14 protein-coding genes are annotated in these 16,326 nt (G+C 70.8%); 3 read left to right on the forward strand and 11 right to left on the reverse strand.

Translation table 11 applies throughout. The features are described from left to right. Positions 1-127: 127 nt before the first annotated feature. Together ABD747_RS04790 and ABD747_RS04795 are read right to left on the reverse strand one after the other, a co-directional pair. Positions 128-1,330 carry an AAA family ATPase gene (locus ABD747_RS04790; protein ID WP_344801951.1) on the reverse strand — a complete coding sequence of 401 codons (1,203 nt, stop codon included), beginning with the start codon at positions 1,328-1,330 and terminating at the stop codon, positions 128-130. Next, on the reverse strand, positions 1,327-2,427 hold the full coding sequence (locus ABD747_RS04795; protein WP_344801952.1) for a neutral zinc metallopeptidase: 1,101 nt from the start codon (positions 2,425-2,427) through the stop codon (positions 1,327-1,329). Before ABD747_RS04795 ends, ABD747_RS04790 begins: the two co-directional genes overlap by 4 nt. Positions 2,428-2,485: 58 nt before the next feature. Here ABD747_RS04795 and ABD747_RS04800 point away from each other — a divergent pair, with 58 nt between their 5' ends. Beyond that, a complete protein-coding gene (locus ABD747_RS04800; RefSeq protein WP_344801953.1) occupies positions 2,486-4,216 on the forward strand; it encodes a DUF2207 family protein in 1,731 nt (576 codons plus the stop codon). 56 nt (positions 4,217-4,272) lie between these two features. Here ABD747_RS04800 and ABD747_RS04805 read toward each other — a convergent pair whose 3' ends face one another. The 6 genes from ABD747_RS04805 to ABD747_RS04830 all read right to left on the reverse strand — a co-directional run bounded on the left by ABD747_RS04805 (position 4,273) and on the right by ABD747_RS04830 (position 10,087). Continuing rightward, positions 4,273-4,650 (reverse strand): hypothetical protein, encoded by a 378-nt coding sequence (locus ABD747_RS04805; protein ID WP_344801954.1) that lies wholly within the window; start codon positions 4,648-4,650, stop codon positions 4,273-4,275. A gap of 227 nt (positions 4,651-4,877) precedes the next feature. Beyond that, positions 4,878-6,362: a glycine hydroxymethyltransferase gene (locus ABD747_RS04810; protein WP_344801955.1), complete on the reverse strand. Its 1,485-nt coding sequence runs from the start codon at positions 6,360-6,362 to the stop codon at positions 4,878-4,880. 139 nt (positions 6,363-6,501) lie between these two features. Beyond that, complete coding sequence (rlmB, locus tag ABD747_RS04815) at positions 6,502-7,470, reverse strand: 23S rRNA (guanosine(2251)-2'-O)-methyltransferase RlmB (RefSeq protein WP_344801956.1); 969 nt, start codon at positions 7,468-7,470, stop codon at positions 6,502-6,504. Continuing rightward, the gene (cysS, locus tag ABD747_RS04820; RefSeq protein WP_344801957.1) at positions 7,470-8,891 is read right to left on the reverse strand and encodes a cysteine--tRNA ligase; all 1,422 of its coding nucleotides are present in this window, start codon (positions 8,889-8,891) and stop codon (positions 7,470-7,472) included. The genes rlmB and cysS overlap by 1 nt, the downstream gene beginning before the upstream one ends. Before the next feature lie 39 nt (positions 8,892-8,930). After that, positions 8,931-9,377: a MarR family winged helix-turn-helix transcriptional regulator gene (locus ABD747_RS04825; RefSeq protein ID WP_344801958.1), complete on the reverse strand. Its 447-nt coding sequence runs from the start codon at positions 9,375-9,377 to the stop codon at positions 8,931-8,933. 125 nt (positions 9,378-9,502) lie between these two features. After that, a complete protein-coding gene (locus tag ABD747_RS04830; RefSeq protein WP_344801959.1) occupies positions 9,503-10,087 on the reverse strand; it encodes a TetR/AcrR family transcriptional regulator in 585 nt (194 codons plus the stop codon). Between the two features lie 84 nt (positions 10,088-10,171). On the opposite strand from ABD747_RS04830, the gene ABD747_RS04835 reads away from it, so the two are divergent. Both ABD747_RS04835 and ABD747_RS04840 read left to right on the forward strand, forming a co-directional pair. Beyond that, positions 10,172-11,314: an acyl-CoA dehydrogenase family protein gene (locus tag ABD747_RS04835; RefSeq protein WP_344801960.1), complete on the forward strand. Its 1,143-nt coding sequence runs from the start codon at positions 10,172-10,174 to the stop codon at positions 11,312-11,314. A gap of 39 nt (positions 11,315-11,353) precedes the next feature. Continuing rightward, a complete protein-coding gene (locus ABD747_RS04840) occupies positions 11,354-12,118 on the forward strand; it encodes an SDR family NAD(P)-dependent oxidoreductase (RefSeq protein ID WP_344801961.1) in 765 nt (254 codons plus the stop codon). Positions 12,119-12,195: 77 nt separating this feature from the next. On the opposite strand, the gene ABD747_RS04845 is transcribed toward ABD747_RS04840, so the two are convergent. The 3 genes from ABD747_RS04845 to ABD747_RS04855 form a co-directional block, all read right to left on the reverse strand. After that, entirely contained in the window at positions 12,196-13,593 is a 1,398-nt protein-coding gene (locus ABD747_RS04845) for a DUF4032 domain-containing protein (RefSeq protein ID WP_344801962.1), read from the reverse strand. Positions 13,594-14,106: 513 nt separating this feature from the next. Next, entirely contained in the window at positions 14,107-15,204 is a 1,098-nt protein-coding gene (locus tag ABD747_RS04850) for an ABC transporter ATP-binding protein (RefSeq protein WP_344801963.1), read from the reverse strand. A 290-nt stretch (positions 15,205-15,494) separates the two neighbouring features. Further along, complete coding sequence (locus tag ABD747_RS04855; protein WP_425562482.1) at positions 15,495-16,289, reverse strand: transglutaminase-like domain-containing protein; 795 nt, start codon at positions 16,287-16,289, stop codon at positions 15,495-15,497. Between the last annotated feature and the right edge of the window lie 37 nt (positions 16,290-16,326).

A 16,326-nucleotide genomic window follows, 5' to 3' on the forward strand; every position in this document is an offset into this window, starting at 1 on the left:
GTCCTCGGATCCCGTGTATCGGATCCGAACTCGCACAGAGGATCCGAGTTCGCGTACGGGATCCGAACTCGCGCAGGGGATCCGAGATCCTGGCGATCCGGGGGCCGGGAGAGCCGGGGGAGGGTGTTCAGAGGCGGTGGGCCAGGCCGAGCCAGTCGGTGCGGCGCAGGATCTCGCGAGCCGCCTCGCGGGGAGAGGACCGATCGGTGTCGATCCAGACGTCGCCCAGCGCCGCCCGCTGCTGCGCCGCCGCCTCGGCAGTGGCTCGTACGGCGACCTCGTGCAGCACATCGGCCGGCTGTCCGGCCAACGCGTCCCCGGCGATCGGCGGTCCGAGACCCCGCCCGCGCAGGGCGACCCGCTCGGCGAACCGGTCGGGGCCCGCGTGCAGCCGGCACACGGCGATCGACGCCTCCGGCATGGCCGCGGCGTAGCGGGCCCGCGTCTCGGCCGAGTCGAGCGACCCGACGACCAACAGGCCCCGCGCGCCGTCGGCCCGGAAGTTGGCCCAGACGGCGGCGAGGTTGCGCGCCGTCAGTCCATGGTTCCCGGCATCGTCCTCGCCGGTCGGCCGGAGGAAGCCGATCTGCTGCAGATCGACGAACGCGCAGCGTACGCCGAGGCTGCGGATCTGCTCGTACAGCTGCCAGCCGACCGTGGACTTGCCGACCCCGGTGGCACCGCACAGCCACAGCACCGGACCCGCGGTCGAGGCTGCTCGGCCGGACAACGGCAGCGCGGCGTCGCCGGCGAACTCGACCGGGCCGGCCTTGGCCGCGAAGGGCCAATCACCGCTGTGCTGGCGGACCAGCTCCACGGCCTGCTCGACCGTGGTGCCGGTCGTGTCCAGCACCGCGCCGGGCAGCCCGTCCAGCTGGGCGGCGTAGCGGAGCACGTGCTCGACGTCGTCGTCCGGTCGGGCGCGGGCGCGCAGCCGCCGGGCCAGCTCCGCGGGATCGACCCGGAGCCGCAGGCTGGTCAACGCGGCCGCGGGCAGCAACTCCACGTCGATCCCGCGCCGTGCGTCGACGACGCCCGACACGACGACGCCGGCGGCGCCGGCCGCCGCGAACACCGGCAGCAGGTCGTTGAGATTCCGGGCCTGCAGCCGGTGCCGGCCGTAGTCCCCGCGAGGTTCGGGCGCCCAGCTGTCCGGAGTCGGCGTCGCGTAGCACATGCCCACCTGGTCGAGGTCGACGTACCCCACCCGGACGTCGCGGGCGAGCCGGTCGAACAGCTCCCAGCCCAGCGTGGACTTGCCGGCCCCCGGCGGACCGGTCAGCCACAGCACGGGCAGCCGGCGCTCGGCCATCGGCCGGCCGGACGTCAACGGACCTGGCTCGCCGGGGCGCTGAACGTGTTGCACTTGCCGACGTCGCTGGTGCCCAGCCCGGTATTGCCCCAATAGACCCGGCTGCGGGCCAGCCCGTGGCTGGCCTCGACCTTCGGGTTGCCGGTCAGCGTGTCGTCGCCGACCGCCTTGTAGGTCGCCAGGATGCCGGCGACGTCGGACTGCTGGATGCCGAGCGAGACCGACACCGACCGCATGAACATGCCCGAGAAGCAGTCGGCCTGGGTCTCCGACCGGCGGCTGAACAGCAGCTCGGTGGACTTCTCGCCGGACAGCTGACCAAGGGCGGCCGAGGAGATCAAGATCCCCGTTCGGCCCTGCAGCGCGTGGCCGAACTCGTGCGCCATCACCACGTCCGCGGCCCACTTGTCCTCGGCGACGATGGTGACGTACTTCGGCAGCTGGTTGCTGAAGTAGACCTGCTGATCGGCGCTGCAATAGAACGCGTTCACGTCGCTGGTGCCGCACTTGGTGGTGATCTCGTCGCCGTAGATGGTCACGCTCGGCCGGACGATCTGGAAGCCGGCCTTGGTGACCGGCGGCTGCCAGACCCGGATCAGGCACTCCATCAAGCCGTCGAAGTGTGCGGCGAGCTGCTTGTCGCTGGCAGTGGCGACGTTGATCGGGCGACTGTTGCAGCGCACCGGGGCCGGGGTGGTCTGGTCGTAGAACGGGTTCGCGGTGAGGAACGCCTCGGCCTCGGCCTCGGTCTTCGGCTGGGGGATCGGCGGCGGCGAGGTGTCCGGCGGCGGCACCTTGAAGTTGTCGTTCTGGTAGCTGACCTCGCTGCCGGCGCCCGTGGCGAGGTTGGTGATCACCAGACCGGCGATCGCGAGCAGACACAGCCCGATCATGCCGAGCAGCACGGTCCTCAGCGGGTTGCGTCGAGGCGGCCCCGGCATTTGCGGCGCCGGACCGTACTGCGGCAGCCCGGGCTGGGCGCCGCCGAAGCCGGCGCCCATCGGCGGTCGCCCGAAGGCTTGCGGGGCGTACGTCGCCATGCCCGGCTGCGGCGTGGGGCCGTACGCCGGTGGCCGGTTGGACCAACCGCCGCTTCCCCACTGCTGCGCCGTCACCTGCCAAACCCTAATAGAGAGCCGGGGCGGGCCGACCCGGTATGGGAGGCTTGTGCCCGTGGCCGACACGACTTCACCCAGCCGCGCCGCCACGGCGCACCGGCGCGTTCGAGTCCGACGGACCGGGGCGTTCACCATCCTGGCGATGCTGGCCGCCGCGGCGGCGCTGCTGATCGGGCCGCTGAGCCTGCCGGCCGCTGCCGAGGGTACGGCGTCGGTGTTCGACGCCAAGGCGGAGCTGGCGGCCGACGGCGCGCTGCGCGTCCAGCAGACCATCACCTTCGCCGGGACCGCCCCGGCGAACGTGTCCCAGACGTTCGAGCTGCGCCAGAACATCGTCGGGCAGCGGCAGTACGTGATGCAGCTGTCGGACGTGACCGCCTCGATCGGCGGGCAGACGGTCGCCCCGACGCAGAGCGACCACGACCGCTTCCGCACCGTCACCGTCGCCACCGGCGGGGCGAACGTCGTGTCGATGTCCTACACCGTCACCGGAGCGGTCCGGACCATCGACTCGGGTACGGCGCTGCAGTGGCCCCTGCTCCAAGGGTTGAGCGCCCAGGTGAACGAGTTCACCGGCACGGTCCGGCTGCCGGCGGCGTTCAACTATCTCGAGTGCAATGCCGGCAGCCCGAACTCGCCGGTGCCCTGCCGGGTCGCCACCGGCGGGACCGGCGAGGTGCCGCTGCCGACGTTCCGCGACGGGCCGCTCGGCGAGGGACAGATCGTCGCGGTCGACATCGGCTTCGCGCCCGGTGCGGTGCCGGCGAACGAGCAGATCAAGGAACTGTGGACGGTCGGCCGAGCCTTCTCGGCCAAGCCGCTGCCGCTCGGGATCGCCCTCGGGCTGCTGGTGCTGGGTGGGCTCGGCCTGCTGGCCATGCATCGCCAGGCCGGCCGCGACGCCACCGCCGGCGAGCCGGCCCGAGCGGGCCAGTTCGTCCCGGTCGGCGCCGGCCAGACCGAGTTCCGCGTGGTCGGCGAGGTGCGACCGGGCGAGATCGGCACCCTGGTCGACGAGCGGGTCGACCCGATCGACGTGACCGCGTCGCTGCTCGACCTGGCCGTCCGCGGACACCTGCTGATCACCGAGCTGCCCAGGGCCTCGGCGTACGCCCGGACGGACTGGGAGCTCACCCGGCTCGCCGGACCGGACGCGCTGCAGTCGTACGAGCAGCTGTTGCTGGACACCATCGCGCCGGTCGGCGGCATCGTCCGGGTCTCCGAGCTCGCCGGCCGGGTCCAGGACTCGATCGGGGCCATCCAGGACAAGCTGTACGACGAGATGGTCGGCCACGGCTGGTACGAGCGGCGGCCGGACTCGACCCGCAGTCGCTGGACGCGGCTGGGGTTGATCGGGATCGCCGCGGCGGTCGTGATCACCGCGCTGCTCGCGTTGCTGACCGAGTTCGGCCTGGTCGGGATCGCGCTGATCGCGCTGGCCCTCGGGCTGATGTTCGTCGCGCAGGAGATGCCGTCGCGGACGCCGAAGGGTGCCGCGCTGCTGGCCGGGCTCGGCGCCCTGCGGTCGGACCTGATGAGTCACCCGACCGATCAGATGCCGCCCGGGGCCGAGTTGCGGGAGATCTCGGAGGTGCTGCCGTACGCGGTGGTGCTCGGCGGTGCCGACCGCTGGCTGGACGCGCTGGTGGCGGCGGACGACGACGCGGACGCGGACTCGACCGACCTGACCTGGTATCACGGTCCGGCCGACTGGCACCTACGGGACCTGCCGGACTCCCTCCGCAACTTCATCACCACCGTGTCCGGCCTGCTGTTCGCCCGCTGATCGTCCCGGTCGGGCGCCGAGTCGGTCGAGGCCTCTCCGGCCGAACTGGGGGCGGGTCAGCTGAGGTTCTGCAGCGGGTGACCGTGGTCGGCGCAGCCCTGGACGAGCGTCCTGCGGGCGTCGGGCGGCAGATCCTTCGGACTCGACGCCCGCAGCCCCTTGATCGCGGTCTCAAGCCACGCCTGCGGCTGCGGGTCCAACTGGCCCGAGTCGCGGATGGTCTCCAGCCCCTTGATGGTCGCGTCCTTGGCGGTGCCGCTGCCGGAGATGGCGGCGTCCAGCGCCGGGCAGCCCAGCCGGTACGCGTCCTCGGTGTTCGCCGCATCGGCCGAGCAGGCCCCGAGCCCGGCCGCGAGAGCTCCCGCGGCGAGCAGGGCAGCCAGCCGCCGGGCGGTGCGCGACGGGCGAGAGACCTGGACAGTGGCCACGGGCATGCGAATCAGGGTAGATAGGCCGCGGCTATGAGCCGGCTGTGACGCCCGGCCGCGGCTGACCGTCCGCGCTGCCGCCCCGGGCAACCGCGCTCGTACTCCCTCCGCGAAACTGTGCGGCTGTTGCAGCGACACGCCGGTGCCGCGTGCAACAGCTGCACAGTTTCCGGAGGACGTGCGCGGAGCCGGCCGTGACAGAGGGACGGCCGGCGCCGAGCAGGCGGCCCGGCCTAGAGCTGGAGGCCGGGGTAGAGGGGGTTGGCGTCGAGCAGCTCGGCTGCAGCGGACTTGGTGGCGTCGGCCAGCCCGTCGGCGAGGGTGTACTTCGCCTTGCCCGGCTGGCCGGTGCTCGCGGTCACCGGGGTCGTGCCCTTGAGCACGCCGACGATCAGGTCCGCCACCCGGTCGAACTCGGCCGCCCCGAAGCCGCGGGTGGTCAGCGCCGGCGTGCCGATCCGGACGCCGGAGGTGTACCAGGCGCCGTTCGGGTCGTTCGGCACCGCGTTCCGGTTGGTGACGATGCCGGAGTCCAGCAGCGCCGACTCGGCCTGCCGACCGGTGAGTCCGAAGCCGGACACGTCGATCAGCACGAGGTGGTTGTCGGTGCCGTCGGTGACCAGCTTCGCGCCGCGCTTCTTCAGACCCTCGGCCAGCGTCTGGGCGTTGTCGGCGACCGCCTCGGCGTACGTCCGGAAGGCCGGCGTGCGTGCCTCCGCCAGGGCGACCGCCTTGGCCGCCATCACGTGGCCGAGCGGACCGCCGAGGACCAACGGGCAGCCGCGATCGACACTCGGCGCGTACTCCTCAGTGGCCAGCACCAGGCCGCCGCGCGGGCCGCGCAGCGACTTGTGCGTGGTGGAGGTGACGATGTGCGCGTGCGGCACCGGGTCCTCGTTGCCGGTGAACACCTTGCCGGCGACCAGGCCGGCGAAGTGCGCCATGTCGACCATCAGGGTGGCGCCCACCTCGTCGGCGATCTCGCGCATCTTCGCGAAGTCGATCCGCCGCGGATACGCCGAGTAACCGGCGATCAGGATCAGCGGCTTGAACTCCCGGGCCGCGGCGGCGACCTGGTCGTAGTCCAGTAGCTGGGTCGTCGGGTCGGTCCCGTAGCTGCGCTGGTGGAACATCTTCCCGGAGATGTTCGGCCGGAAGCCGTGGGTCAGGTGGCCGCCGGCGTCGAGCGACATCCCCAGCGCGCGCTGGTTGCCGAACTTGTGCCGGAGGACCTCCCACTGCTCCTCGGTCAGGTCGTTCACGTTCTTCGCGCCGAGCTCGGCCAGCTCGGGCGACTCGACCCGGTGGGCCAGGATCGACCAGAACGCGACCAGGTTCGCGTCGATGCCGGAGTGCGGCTGGGCGTATGCGTACTCCGCACCGAACAGTTCACGGGCGTGCTCGGCCGCGAGCGACTCGACGGTGTCGATGTTCTGGCAGCCGGCGTAGAAGCGGTGACCGACCGTCCCCTCGGCGTACTTGTCCGACAGCCAGGTGCCCATGGTGAGCAGCACGGCCGGCGAGGCGTAGTTCTCCGAGGCGATCAGCTTCAGCGAGGCGCGCTGGTCGGCCAGCTCGGCCCGGGTGGCGTCGGCGATCCGCGGCTCGACCGACTCGATCACGCTGAGCGCGGCGCGGTAGGCCTCGGAGGCGGTGGCGGAGTAGTCGACGGCGGGAGCGGCCTGAGGGAGATCGGACTGCGCGAGGGTGTCGGTCACCGGCCAGATGTTACCCGCGCCCGGCTTCCGGCCCACTGGGTTTCAATCGGTGACGCGAATCCGCCACTCGAATGCTCCGAGAGCCCGAATCGGGCCCGGAATGGCGATCGAGCGGCAGAAACGCGTCAAACAGGCCGGCTCAGCGGCGGCGGGCGATCTCGTACAGCGCGATGCCGGCGGCGACGCCGGCGTTCAGGGACTCGACCTCGCCGGCCATCGGAATCGCCGCCAGGGTGTCGCAGCGCTCCCGGACCAACCGCGACAGGCCGGCCCCCTCGCTGCCGACCACCAGCACCAACGGACCCGACGCCTCGGCCAGGTCGGCGATGTCGACGTCGCTGCGCCCGTCCAGACCCACCAGGAACAGGCCGGCGTCGGCGTACGACGTCAGGGTCCGGTTGAGGTTCGTGGCCCGGGCCACCGGCAGCCGGGCGGCCGCTCCGGCCGAGGTCTTCCACGCGGCGGCTGTCATCCCGGCCGAACGCCGTTCCGGGATCAGGACGCCGTGCGCCCCGAACGCCGCTGCCGAGCGGATGATCGCGCCCAGGTTGCGCGGGTCGGTAACCGAGTCGAGGGCCACGATCAGCGGCTCGCCGTCGGCGGCGAGGGCCGCGGCCAGCAGATCGTCGGGGTGGGCGTACTCGTAGTCCTCCAGTCGCAGCGCCACCCCCTGGTGCACCGCCCCGCCAGTCATCCGGTCCAGCTCGGCCCGGGTCACCTCGAGCAGCGGCGTACGTCCCTCGGCCGCCAGCTTGAGGATGTCGCGGAGCCGGTCGTCGCGCTCGGCTCCCTCGGCGACGTACGCGGTCTTGATCGGAACGCCGGCGGTCATCGCCTCCAGCACGGGGTTTCGGCCGGCCACCCACTCCGGCCCGGTGCCCGGCCGCCCGGTCCGGGTGCCGCCACCACGGCCGGTGGACGAGCGCGCCGGCGCGCCCTTCTTGGCGGCGGCTCGTTTCGATTTGTGTGCCGGATGGTACGGCCGGTCCTCGGCCTTCGGCGTCGGTCCCTTGCCCTCCAGCCCGCGACGGACGCGGCCGCCGGAGCCGGCGGTGTTCCCCTTGCCGCGCTTGCGGACCGCGCCCTGGCGCTGGCTGTTCCCGGCCATCAGGCCTCCGACCTGTCGGTCCGCAGCGACCACTTCGGGCCCTGCGGGGTGTCTGCGATCTCGACGCCGAGCTGCGCCAGCGATGCCCGGATCGCGTCGGCGGCGGCGTAGTCCTTGCGGGCCCGGGCGTCGGCCCGCTGCTTCAACAGCTCCGAGATCAGGCCGTCGACGGCCTCGGCCAGCTGCCGGTCCGCACCGCCGCCGCGGGCCCAGATCGGGTCGCGATCGTCGAGGCCGAGCACGCCGAGCATGCCGCGGACGGCGCCGAGCTGCGTCGCGACGTCGTCGACGTCGCCTGCCTCCAGTGCCCGGTTGCCCTCCTTGACCGCCGCATACAGCACCGCGACCGCGGCCGGCGTGCCCAGGTCGTCGTTCATGGCGGCGCCGAACGCGTCCGGCAGCCAGTCCGGCGCGTCGCCGACCGCGTCCACGGCGCGGCCGACGAAGCTGTCGATCCGATCCAGCGCCGCGGTCGCCTCGGCCAGCGAGTCGTCGGAGAACTCGATCGCCGAGCGGTAGTGCGGCGCCGCCAGATAGAAGCGCACCGCCCTGGCCGGATATCGCTTGGTCACCTCCGAGACGAGCGCGCCGTTGCCGAGCGACTTGCTCATCTTCTCCCCGGCCGCGGTGACCCAGGCGTTGTGCATCCAGTAGCGCGCGAACGCCCTTCCGGCCGCGGTTGACTGGGCCAGCTCGTTCTCGTGGTGGGGGAAGCGTAGGTCGAGTCCGCCGCCGTGGATGTCGAACTCGTCGCCGAGATACTTGCCCGCCATCGCGGAGCACTCCAGGTGCCAGCCCGGCCGGCCTCGACCCCACGGCGTGGGCCAGGAGGCGCTTTCCGGCTCCTCCGGCTTGTGCCCCTTCCACAGCGCGAAGTCCCGCGGGTCGCGCTTGCCGCGGGGATCGGCGTCCGCGGCGGGTTCCATCTCGTCCACCCGCTGTCCGGACAGGCTGCCGTACGCCGACCAGGACTTCACGTCGAAGTACACGTCGCCGGATCCGTCCGGTGCCAAGTAGGCGTGGCCGCGGTCGATCAAGATCTCGATCAGCTCCAGCATCTCGGGCACGTGCCCGGTCGCCCGCGGCTCGTAGCTGGGGGGCTCGCAGCCCAGGGCCGCGTACGCGTCGTGCAGCTCGCGCTCGAACCGGTACGCGTGCACGAACCAGGGCACGCCGGCCTCGGCCGCCTTGGCCAGGATCTTGTCGTCGATGTCGGTGACGTTGGCGATCGACAAGACGTCGTAGCCGAGGTGGGCGAGCCAGCGGCGCAGCACGTCGTAGACGACCTCGGCCCGGATGTGACCGACGTGCGGCGCTGACTGGACGGTCAACCCGCAGTGATAGATCGAGGCCTTCCCGGGTTCGACGGGAACGAAGTCACGCACACTCCGCGTCGCGGTGTCGTACAGCCGGAAGGTCACCGCTGAAGCCTATCCAAACGTCGGCGGCGGCTCGGTCGCTCAGCGAGCCTGGTCGTTCTCCGGGGCCGGCAGCGTCATCAGCCGGCGCATCACCGCGAGCCCTCGGGCCAGTGCCGCCCGCTCGTCCTCGTCGAGCTGAGCGATGTAGGGCTCGACGTTGGTGCCCATGGTCGAGCGCAGCTCGGCCAGCCGCTGGTGCCCGCGTGGGGTCAGGTCGATCATCCACGCCCGCGCGTCGGTCGGGTCGGCCGTCCGGCCGACCAGGCCGGCCGACTCCAGCCGCTTGACGTGATTCGTGATCGTCGGTTGTGAGCTCTTCTCGGCCGCGGCGAGGTCGGAGATCCGCTGCGATCCCTTGTCGGACAGCCGCGCCAAGATCCTGGCGGCCGACAGGCTCAGGTCGCTCTCGCCCTTGGGTGCCCAGCGCACGACGCGGGCGGCCGTGCTGATCAACGACTCACCCAGATCGTGCAGATCCTGGCTCATCGCGCCAGCCTAGTGGTTCCCCGCCCGGCCGCGACGGATCTGTGCCCTGAGCCTGTCGACGGGCTCGGGCCAGATCGGTGGTGTGCCCTGAGCCTGTCGACGGGCTCGGGCCCGATCGGTGCGATTCAGCGGCGGACGGCCGCGAGGGTCAGCTTCGCCAGCTCGCGATAGGCCTGGGCGTCGTTCAGGCCCGTGGCCGCGGTCAGCTCGCCGGAGGTGATCCGCCGCATCGATGCGGTCACGACCTCGGCCACGAACGTGCTGTCGACGGTGCGGAAGGCGCCCTCGCGGCAGCCCTCGTCGATCAGCTCGCGAACCCGGCGCGCGGCCGCCTCGGTGTTCCGCTCGTAGATCTCGCGGGCCGGCGGGAAGTTGGCGACGTCATCGGTGAAGGCCCGGCTGGCAGGCGCGAGCGCGGCGGCGACCGCCTCGAGATAGCCGGTCAACCTGCGGCCGTGGGCGCGGGTGCGGGCGATCGCGGCCTCGACCTGGTCGGTGGACCGGCGGAAGAACTCGCGGACGGCCAGCACCGCCAACTGCTCCTTGCTCTCCGCCAGCGCATACAGGGTCCGCTTGGAACAGGACAGCTCGGCAGCGATGTCGTCGAGGGTGAATTGCAGGAATCCCTTGGCCAGAAAGAGATCGACCAGCGCGTCGCGGAGGCCGGACTGCCGGCGGGTCAGCGATCCCATGATCACCGTGGACTTCATAGCGGTACTAGCGTACTCTTGACAGTACCGATTTGAATCGTTGACCGAGCGGTGTCTCACCAGCCGGGCAGGAGGTTTCGCGGAATGAGTGTCGATCGGGTTCTCCCCACCGACGAGGGTGCCGAGCTGGTCGATCTGATGCGCGAGATCGCCCAGTCCGAGCTCGCTCCGCGGGCGGCCGACGCCGAGGCCGCCGGTCGGTTCTCCCGAGACGTCTATCGGCTGTTGGGCGACGCGGGTCTGCTCGGGATGTCCTACCCGGAGGAATACGGAGGCCTCGGTCAGCCGTACGAGGTCTACCTGCAGGCCCTGGAGGAGGTCGCCGCCGCCTGGATGGCGGTCGGCGTCGGGGTCTCGGTGCACACCATGACCTGCTACGCGATGTCGCGCTACGGCACCGAGGAGCAGCGCCGGACCTATCTGCCGGAGATGATCGGCGGCCGGCTGCTCGGCGGATACGCGCTGTCGGAGGCGCAGGCCGGTTCCGACATCACGTCGATGACCACCCGGGCCAAGTCCGGTGCCGACGGTTATGCGCTGCACGGCGCCAAGGCCTGGATCACCAACGGTGGCGAGGCCGATTTCTACACCACGTTCGCGCGCACCGGCCCCGACCGGACGTACGGCATCTCCTGCTTCCACGTCACCGCCGGCGCGCCCGGGCTGACTTTCGGCGAGCCGGAGCACAAGATGGGCCTCACCTCCTCGCCCACCACCGCCATGTATCTCGACGCCGTGGCGCTGGACGCCGAGGCCCGGATCGGTGCGGAGGGCGAGGGGATGCGGATCGCCCTGTCGGCGCTCGACTCCGGCCGGCTGGGGATCGCGGCCTGCGCCACCGGGCTCGCCCAGGCGGCGTTGGATGCCGCCGTGGCGTATGCGAAGGAGCGCGAGCAGTTCGGCAGCGCGATCGCGGAGTTCCAGGGCATCCAGTTCCTGCTGGCGGAGATGGCGGCGGCGGTCGACACGGCCCGGGCGACCTATCTGATGGCGGCTCGCAAGCGCGATGCCGGCCGGCCGTTCACCCGCGACGCCGCGGTGGCCAAGTTGATCGCCACGGATACGGCGATGAAGGTCACGACCGACGCGGTGCAGGTGTTCGGCGGCTACGGCTACACCCGGGACTTCCCCGTCGAGCGCTACATGCGCGAGGCGAAGGTCACCCAGATCTTCGAGGGCACCAACCAGATCCAGCGGCTGGTGATCGCTCGCCAGCTGCTGCGCTGAGCCCGGCCGCCCCCGGCCCCGAAGGAAGAGAAGAAGGACATGCAACTCACCTCGGCCGATGTCGTCCTGGTCACCGGCGGTGCCTCGGGGCTCGGGGCGGCGAGCGCCCGTGCGCTCGCGCGCACCGGCGCGAAGCTGGTGATCGTCGATCTGCCGACCGCGCCCGGGGCGGACCTGACGGCCGAACTCGGTGCCGGGGCGGTGTTCGCGCCCGCGGACGTACGCGACGAGGAGCAGGTGCAGGCCGCGGTGGACACCGCGGCCGGGTTGGGACCGCTGCGGGTGGTGGTGAACTGCGCCGGCATCGGGACCCCCGGGCGGATCATCTCCAAGCGCGGCGTGCTGCCGCTGGAGGACTTCCGTCGGGTGATCGAGGTCAACCTGATCGGTACGTTCAACGTGCTCCGGCTGGCCGCCGTCGCGATGGCCGCGAACGAGCCGAGCGACGGTGACCGCGGGGTGATCGTGATGACCGCGAGCGTGGCCGCGTTCGACGGACAGATCGGGCAGGCGGCGTACGCGGCCAGCAAGGGCGGGATCGCCGCCCTCACGCTGACCGCTGCGCGCGATCTGGCCGACAAGGCGATCCGGGTGATGACCATCGCGCCGGGCGTGATGGAGACCCCGATGATGGCCGGCCTGCCCGAGCAGGCCCGGGTCAGCCTGGAGGCGCTGGTGCCGCATCCGCCGCGGCTCGGCCGGCCGTCGGAGTACGCGCAGCTGGTCGAGCAGATCGTCGCCAACCCGCTGCTCAACGGCGAGACCATCCGGCTCGACGGTGCCCTCCGGATGCCTCCGCGCTGAAATCCCAGCGAGTTGTCAGGTTCTCAGCGAGCTATAGCTCGCTGAGAACCTGACAACTCGGCGTGTGATGGAGACGGCTAGGTCGGCAGGTCGCCCTTGGACTTCCGATTGCGCAGCGCGGCGATGTCGAGGAACGCGGCAGCCTGAGGCGCCTCTTCTGCCGCCTCTTCGGAGGCGTCGTCCTCCCACGGGTCGTACGGCTTCACGTAGTCGTCGTCGGCGAATCCCTGGGACGGGTCGAACGGGTTCGCCAGACCGAGCATCGTGGTCTCGCTGGCCAGCGCGATCTGCTCGTCCGGCAACTTGGCGAGCACCTCGCGCATGTAGCTCGACGCCGCTTCCTCGACCGGAATCTCCTTGCCGGCGTCCTCGCTGAGGAACCAGCGGTGCTCGAGCACCTCGTGATAGAGCTCGGCAGGCTCCAGCTTGCCGCGGAGATCGCCGGGCACCATGGTCACCACCGGCTCGAACCGATCAGTCAGCCACTGGTGGGCCACGATCGCCTCGTCGGCGTTCTGCTGGTCGGTCCGGGCGCGGTAGGAGTCCAGGTCGTTGAGCAACCGGCGCGCCTGGTTCTCCTCGGTGTCCAATCCGGTCAGCCGGATCAACCGGCGCGAGTGGTGCCCGGCGTCGACGACCTTCGGCTGGATCCGGATGGTCGAGCCGTCGAAGTCGGTGGTGATGTCGAGTTCGGCGACATCGAAACCCAGCGCGTTCAGCCGGCGGACCCGGCTCTCGATCCGGTGCATCTCGGTGCCGTCGAACTCCTCGACCCCGGTCAGCTCGGCCCATAGCTCGCGGTAGCGGCTCTCGATCGTCTCGACCAGCACCAGCGGGTCCAGGGCGTCGTCCAGCAGCCCGCCGGCCTCCAGGTCGCAGAACTCGCCGAACAGGTTGGTCCGGGCGATGGTCAGATCGTGCTCGCGCTGGCCGTCGCTGAGCTGGTCGTGCAGCTCGCCGGTCTCGGCGTCGACGAGATAGGCGGCGAAGGCACCCGCGTCGCGCCGGAACAAGGTGTTCGACAGCGACACGTCGCCCCACAGGAACCCGATCAGGTGCAGCCGCGCCAGCAGCACCACCATCGCGTCGACCAGCCGGTTCACGGTGTCCTGGCGTACGCCGCGGCTGAACAGGGACCGATAGGGCAGCGAGAACTGGAGATGCCTGGTGATCAAGATCGGGTCGAGCGGATTGCCGGCAGAGTCGTACCGCTCGGTGACCACGCCCTGTGCCTCGACCGAGGGGGTGTCCAGCCGAGTCAGGTCGCGCAGCGTCCGGTACTCGTGAATGGCGAGATGCTCGAGCACCTCCTTGAGGGCGTACACCTCGCGGCCGACCCGGACGAACCGGACCACGTGCCGGGAGATGCCGCGGGGGAGCGCGACCAGGCTCTCGGCGGGCCAGTCGGCCAGCGGGACGCTCCACGGGAGCGTGATCAGCCTGGTGTCGGTCTGCGCTGAGAGGAACCGGGGCACCCGACCATCTTGCCAGCAGACGTACGTCCCCCGGCAGCCCGCGACCAGGTGACGAACACCACCTCCGGCCCGCACAGCGTCGGACTCCCGGGGTTCGATCCGGATCCGTAGTGCAGGTCGGATCCCCTGGTGCGGTTCGGATCCCCTGGTGCGGTTCGGATCCCCTAATGCGGTTCGGATCCCCTGGGGCAGTTCGGATCCGCTGTACGGGATCCGAACCGTCCTAACGGATCCGAATGGCGCAGCTACCCCCGGAGAACCTCGCAGCCGGCCTGGGCATCCCACTCCCCGGCCCGGCAACCGCCTCCCGGCCCCCGGGCAGCTTCGGATCCCTTGGAGCGGTTCGGATCCGTTACACGGGATCCGAGTCACCCCAGGGGATCCGAAGTGCCCCAGGGGATCCGAGTAGCCCCAAGGGATCCGAGGTGCCGGAGGGGCGAGGGGAGTCCGGAACGCGCGAAGACCCCGGCCCGAGGGCCGGGGTCTTGCGTGGATCGGTGTCGAGCTCGCTGATCAGGAGATGCGGTCGCCCGACTTCTGCGAGAACACGTGCACGTGGCCCGGGTCGATCGTCAGGCGGATCGAGGAGCCGCGCTGCGGAGGCGTCCGCGACGAGATGCGGCCGACGATCTGCTGAGCGGTCAGCTGCTCGTCCTCGGAGATGCCGGACAGCGTGCCATACACGTACGCGTCCGCGCCGAGCTCCTCGGTCACCGCCACGTCGATCGGAACGCCCTCTTCACCGGTGCCCAGCTGGAAGTTCTCCGGCCGGATGCCGAGCATGACGGTCTTCTCGCCCTCGGCCTTCGCCAGGGTCTCGCGCGGGACCGGGACGACGTAGTCGCCCAGCTTCGCGCCACCGTCGACGATCGTGCCCTCCATCAGGTTCATGGCCGGAGAGCCGATGAAGCCGGCGACGAAGAGGTTGCGCGGCTTGTCGTACAGCGACAGCGGGCTGTCGACCTGCTGCAGGATGCCGGCCTTCATCACCGCGACCCGGTCGCCCATCGTCATGGCCTCGACCTGGTCGTGGGTGACGTAGACGGTGGTGACGCCGAGCCGGGTCTGCAGCGCGGCGATCTGGGTGCGGGTGGAAACCCGGAGCTTGGCGTCCAGGTTGGACAGCGGCTCGTCCATCAAGAAGACCTGGGGCGAACGGACGATCGCGCGACCCATGGCGACACGCTGCCGCTGGCCACCGGAGAGCGCCTTCGGCTTGCGGTTGAGGAAGTCCTCCAGGCCGAGCAGGTGGGCGGCCTCTTGCACGCGCTGCTGACGCTCGGCCTTGGGTACGCCGGCCATCTTCAGCGCGAAGCCCATGTTGTCGCCCACGGTCATGTGGGGATACAGGGCGTAGTTCTGGAACACCATCGCGATATCGCGATCCTTCGGCGGGAGGTCGGTGACGTCCCGGTCTCCGATCAAGATGCTGCCGGCGTTGACCTCCTCCAGGCCCGCGAGCATGCGGAGCGAGGTGGACTTGCCGCAACCGGACGGCCCGACCAGGACCATGAACTCACCGTCGCCGATGTCGAGATTCAGCTTGTCGACGGAGGGGTGATCTGCCCCCGGGTAGACGCGAGTCGCGTCCTTGAAACTGACTGTGGCCACGCCACACTTCCTTTCCACGGGCAGGTACGTGCCCGACGATCCGTAGTGGAAATAACAGGGCAAAGAATTTCACGGCGACCCTTGTGACGACAAGCGGGCCGGCTATGACTTCACCCAGAAATAACCTAACACGTGTCACCTTCGAAGACAACGGTGTCGGGCGGCGATTTTCGTCTCGCCGGCCGCCGGTACGCCCTCCTCCACCCACCCACCCCGGCCGGAAACTGTGCTGCTGTCGCAGGTCGGATCAGCGTGTCGCTGCGAGATCTGCACAGTTTCCGGTTCGGGGGTCAGCGCAGCTGGGTCAGCTTCGTCGTGTCGTCGAGGGCGAAGTCGTCGACCACCGCGGTCACCTCGAGACCGTTCAGCTGGGTGGCCGCGCCGAAGTTGGTGAGGAAGGCCGTGTCGGCGGCGTCGCGGCCGGTGGCCACGCGCAGCAGGCTCTGACGCGGCGCCAGCTGGGTCGCGTCCACCACCCACCACTGGCCGTCGACCAGTGCCTCGGCGACGGCGTGGAACTCCATCGGGCTGAGCCCGGGGGCATAGACGGCAGCCAGCCGAGCCGGCACGTTCAGCGCCCGGAGGAGGGCAATCGACAGGTGCGCGAAGTCGCGGCAGACGCCCTGCCGGGCCAGCAGGGTCCGAACCGCACCGTCGGTCGGCAGGCTGGAGCCGGTGACGTAGGTCAGCTTGTCGTTCACCCAGCTGATCACCGCCTGGAGCAGGTCCAGTCCCGACAGCCCGGTGAACTCGCTGGCGGCGGTCGGCGCGAGTGAGTCGGACTCGCAATAGCGGCTCGGTCGCAGATAGACGATGTCGTCGGCGTCGCCGACCACCGGCACCGCGTCGATGCCGTCGACCACCGCCTCGTAGCGCATGCTCGCGGTGCTGCCGTCGACGTACGCGGTGTGCAGCCGGGTGCCGTGGACGTCGGTGATCTCGGTCGGCAAGACCGGTGCGCCGTCGACGGTGAGAGTGAAGGACTCGTCGGCGAGCGGGATGCCGGCGGCGACGGCGACGCTGTAGACAAGCCGGGCGGGCCCGGTGAGGCCCAGGTCGATCGAGCAGGTGACAGTACGTTTCACGCCGCACATGTTTACAGCCGAAGCCTCCGCGCGGGTT

The sequence above is a fragment of the Microlunatus ginsengisoli genome (assembly GCF_039537205.1).
GTDB lineage: Bacteria > Actinomycetota > Actinomycetes > Propionibacteriales > Propionibacteriaceae > Microlunatus > Microlunatus ginsengisoli.

Coding starts and splice junctions, on each gene's coding strand:
- ABD747_RS04830 (WP_344801959.1), bottom strand. CDS start 10,087: ATGAAGTCCACGGTGATCATGGGATCGCTGACCCGCCGGCAGTCCGGC.
- ABD747_RS04835 (WP_344801960.1), top strand. CDS start 10,172: ATGAGTGTCGATCGGGTTCTCCCCACCGACGAGGGTGCCGAGCTGGTC.
- rlmB (WP_344801956.1), bottom strand. CDS start 7,470: ATGGCCGGGAACAGCCAGCGCCAGGGCGCGGTCCGCAAGCGCGGCAAG.
- ABD747_RS04805 (WP_344801954.1), bottom strand. CDS start 4,650: ATGCCCGTGGCCACTGTCCAGGTCTCTCGCCCGTCGCGCACCGCCCGG.
- ABD747_RS04840 (WP_344801961.1), top strand. CDS start 11,354: ATGCAACTCACCTCGGCCGATGTCGTCCTGGTCACCGGCGGTGCCTCG.
- ABD747_RS04825 (WP_344801958.1), bottom strand. CDS start 9,377: ATGAGCCAGGATCTGCACGATCTGGGTGAGTCGTTGATCAGCACGGCC.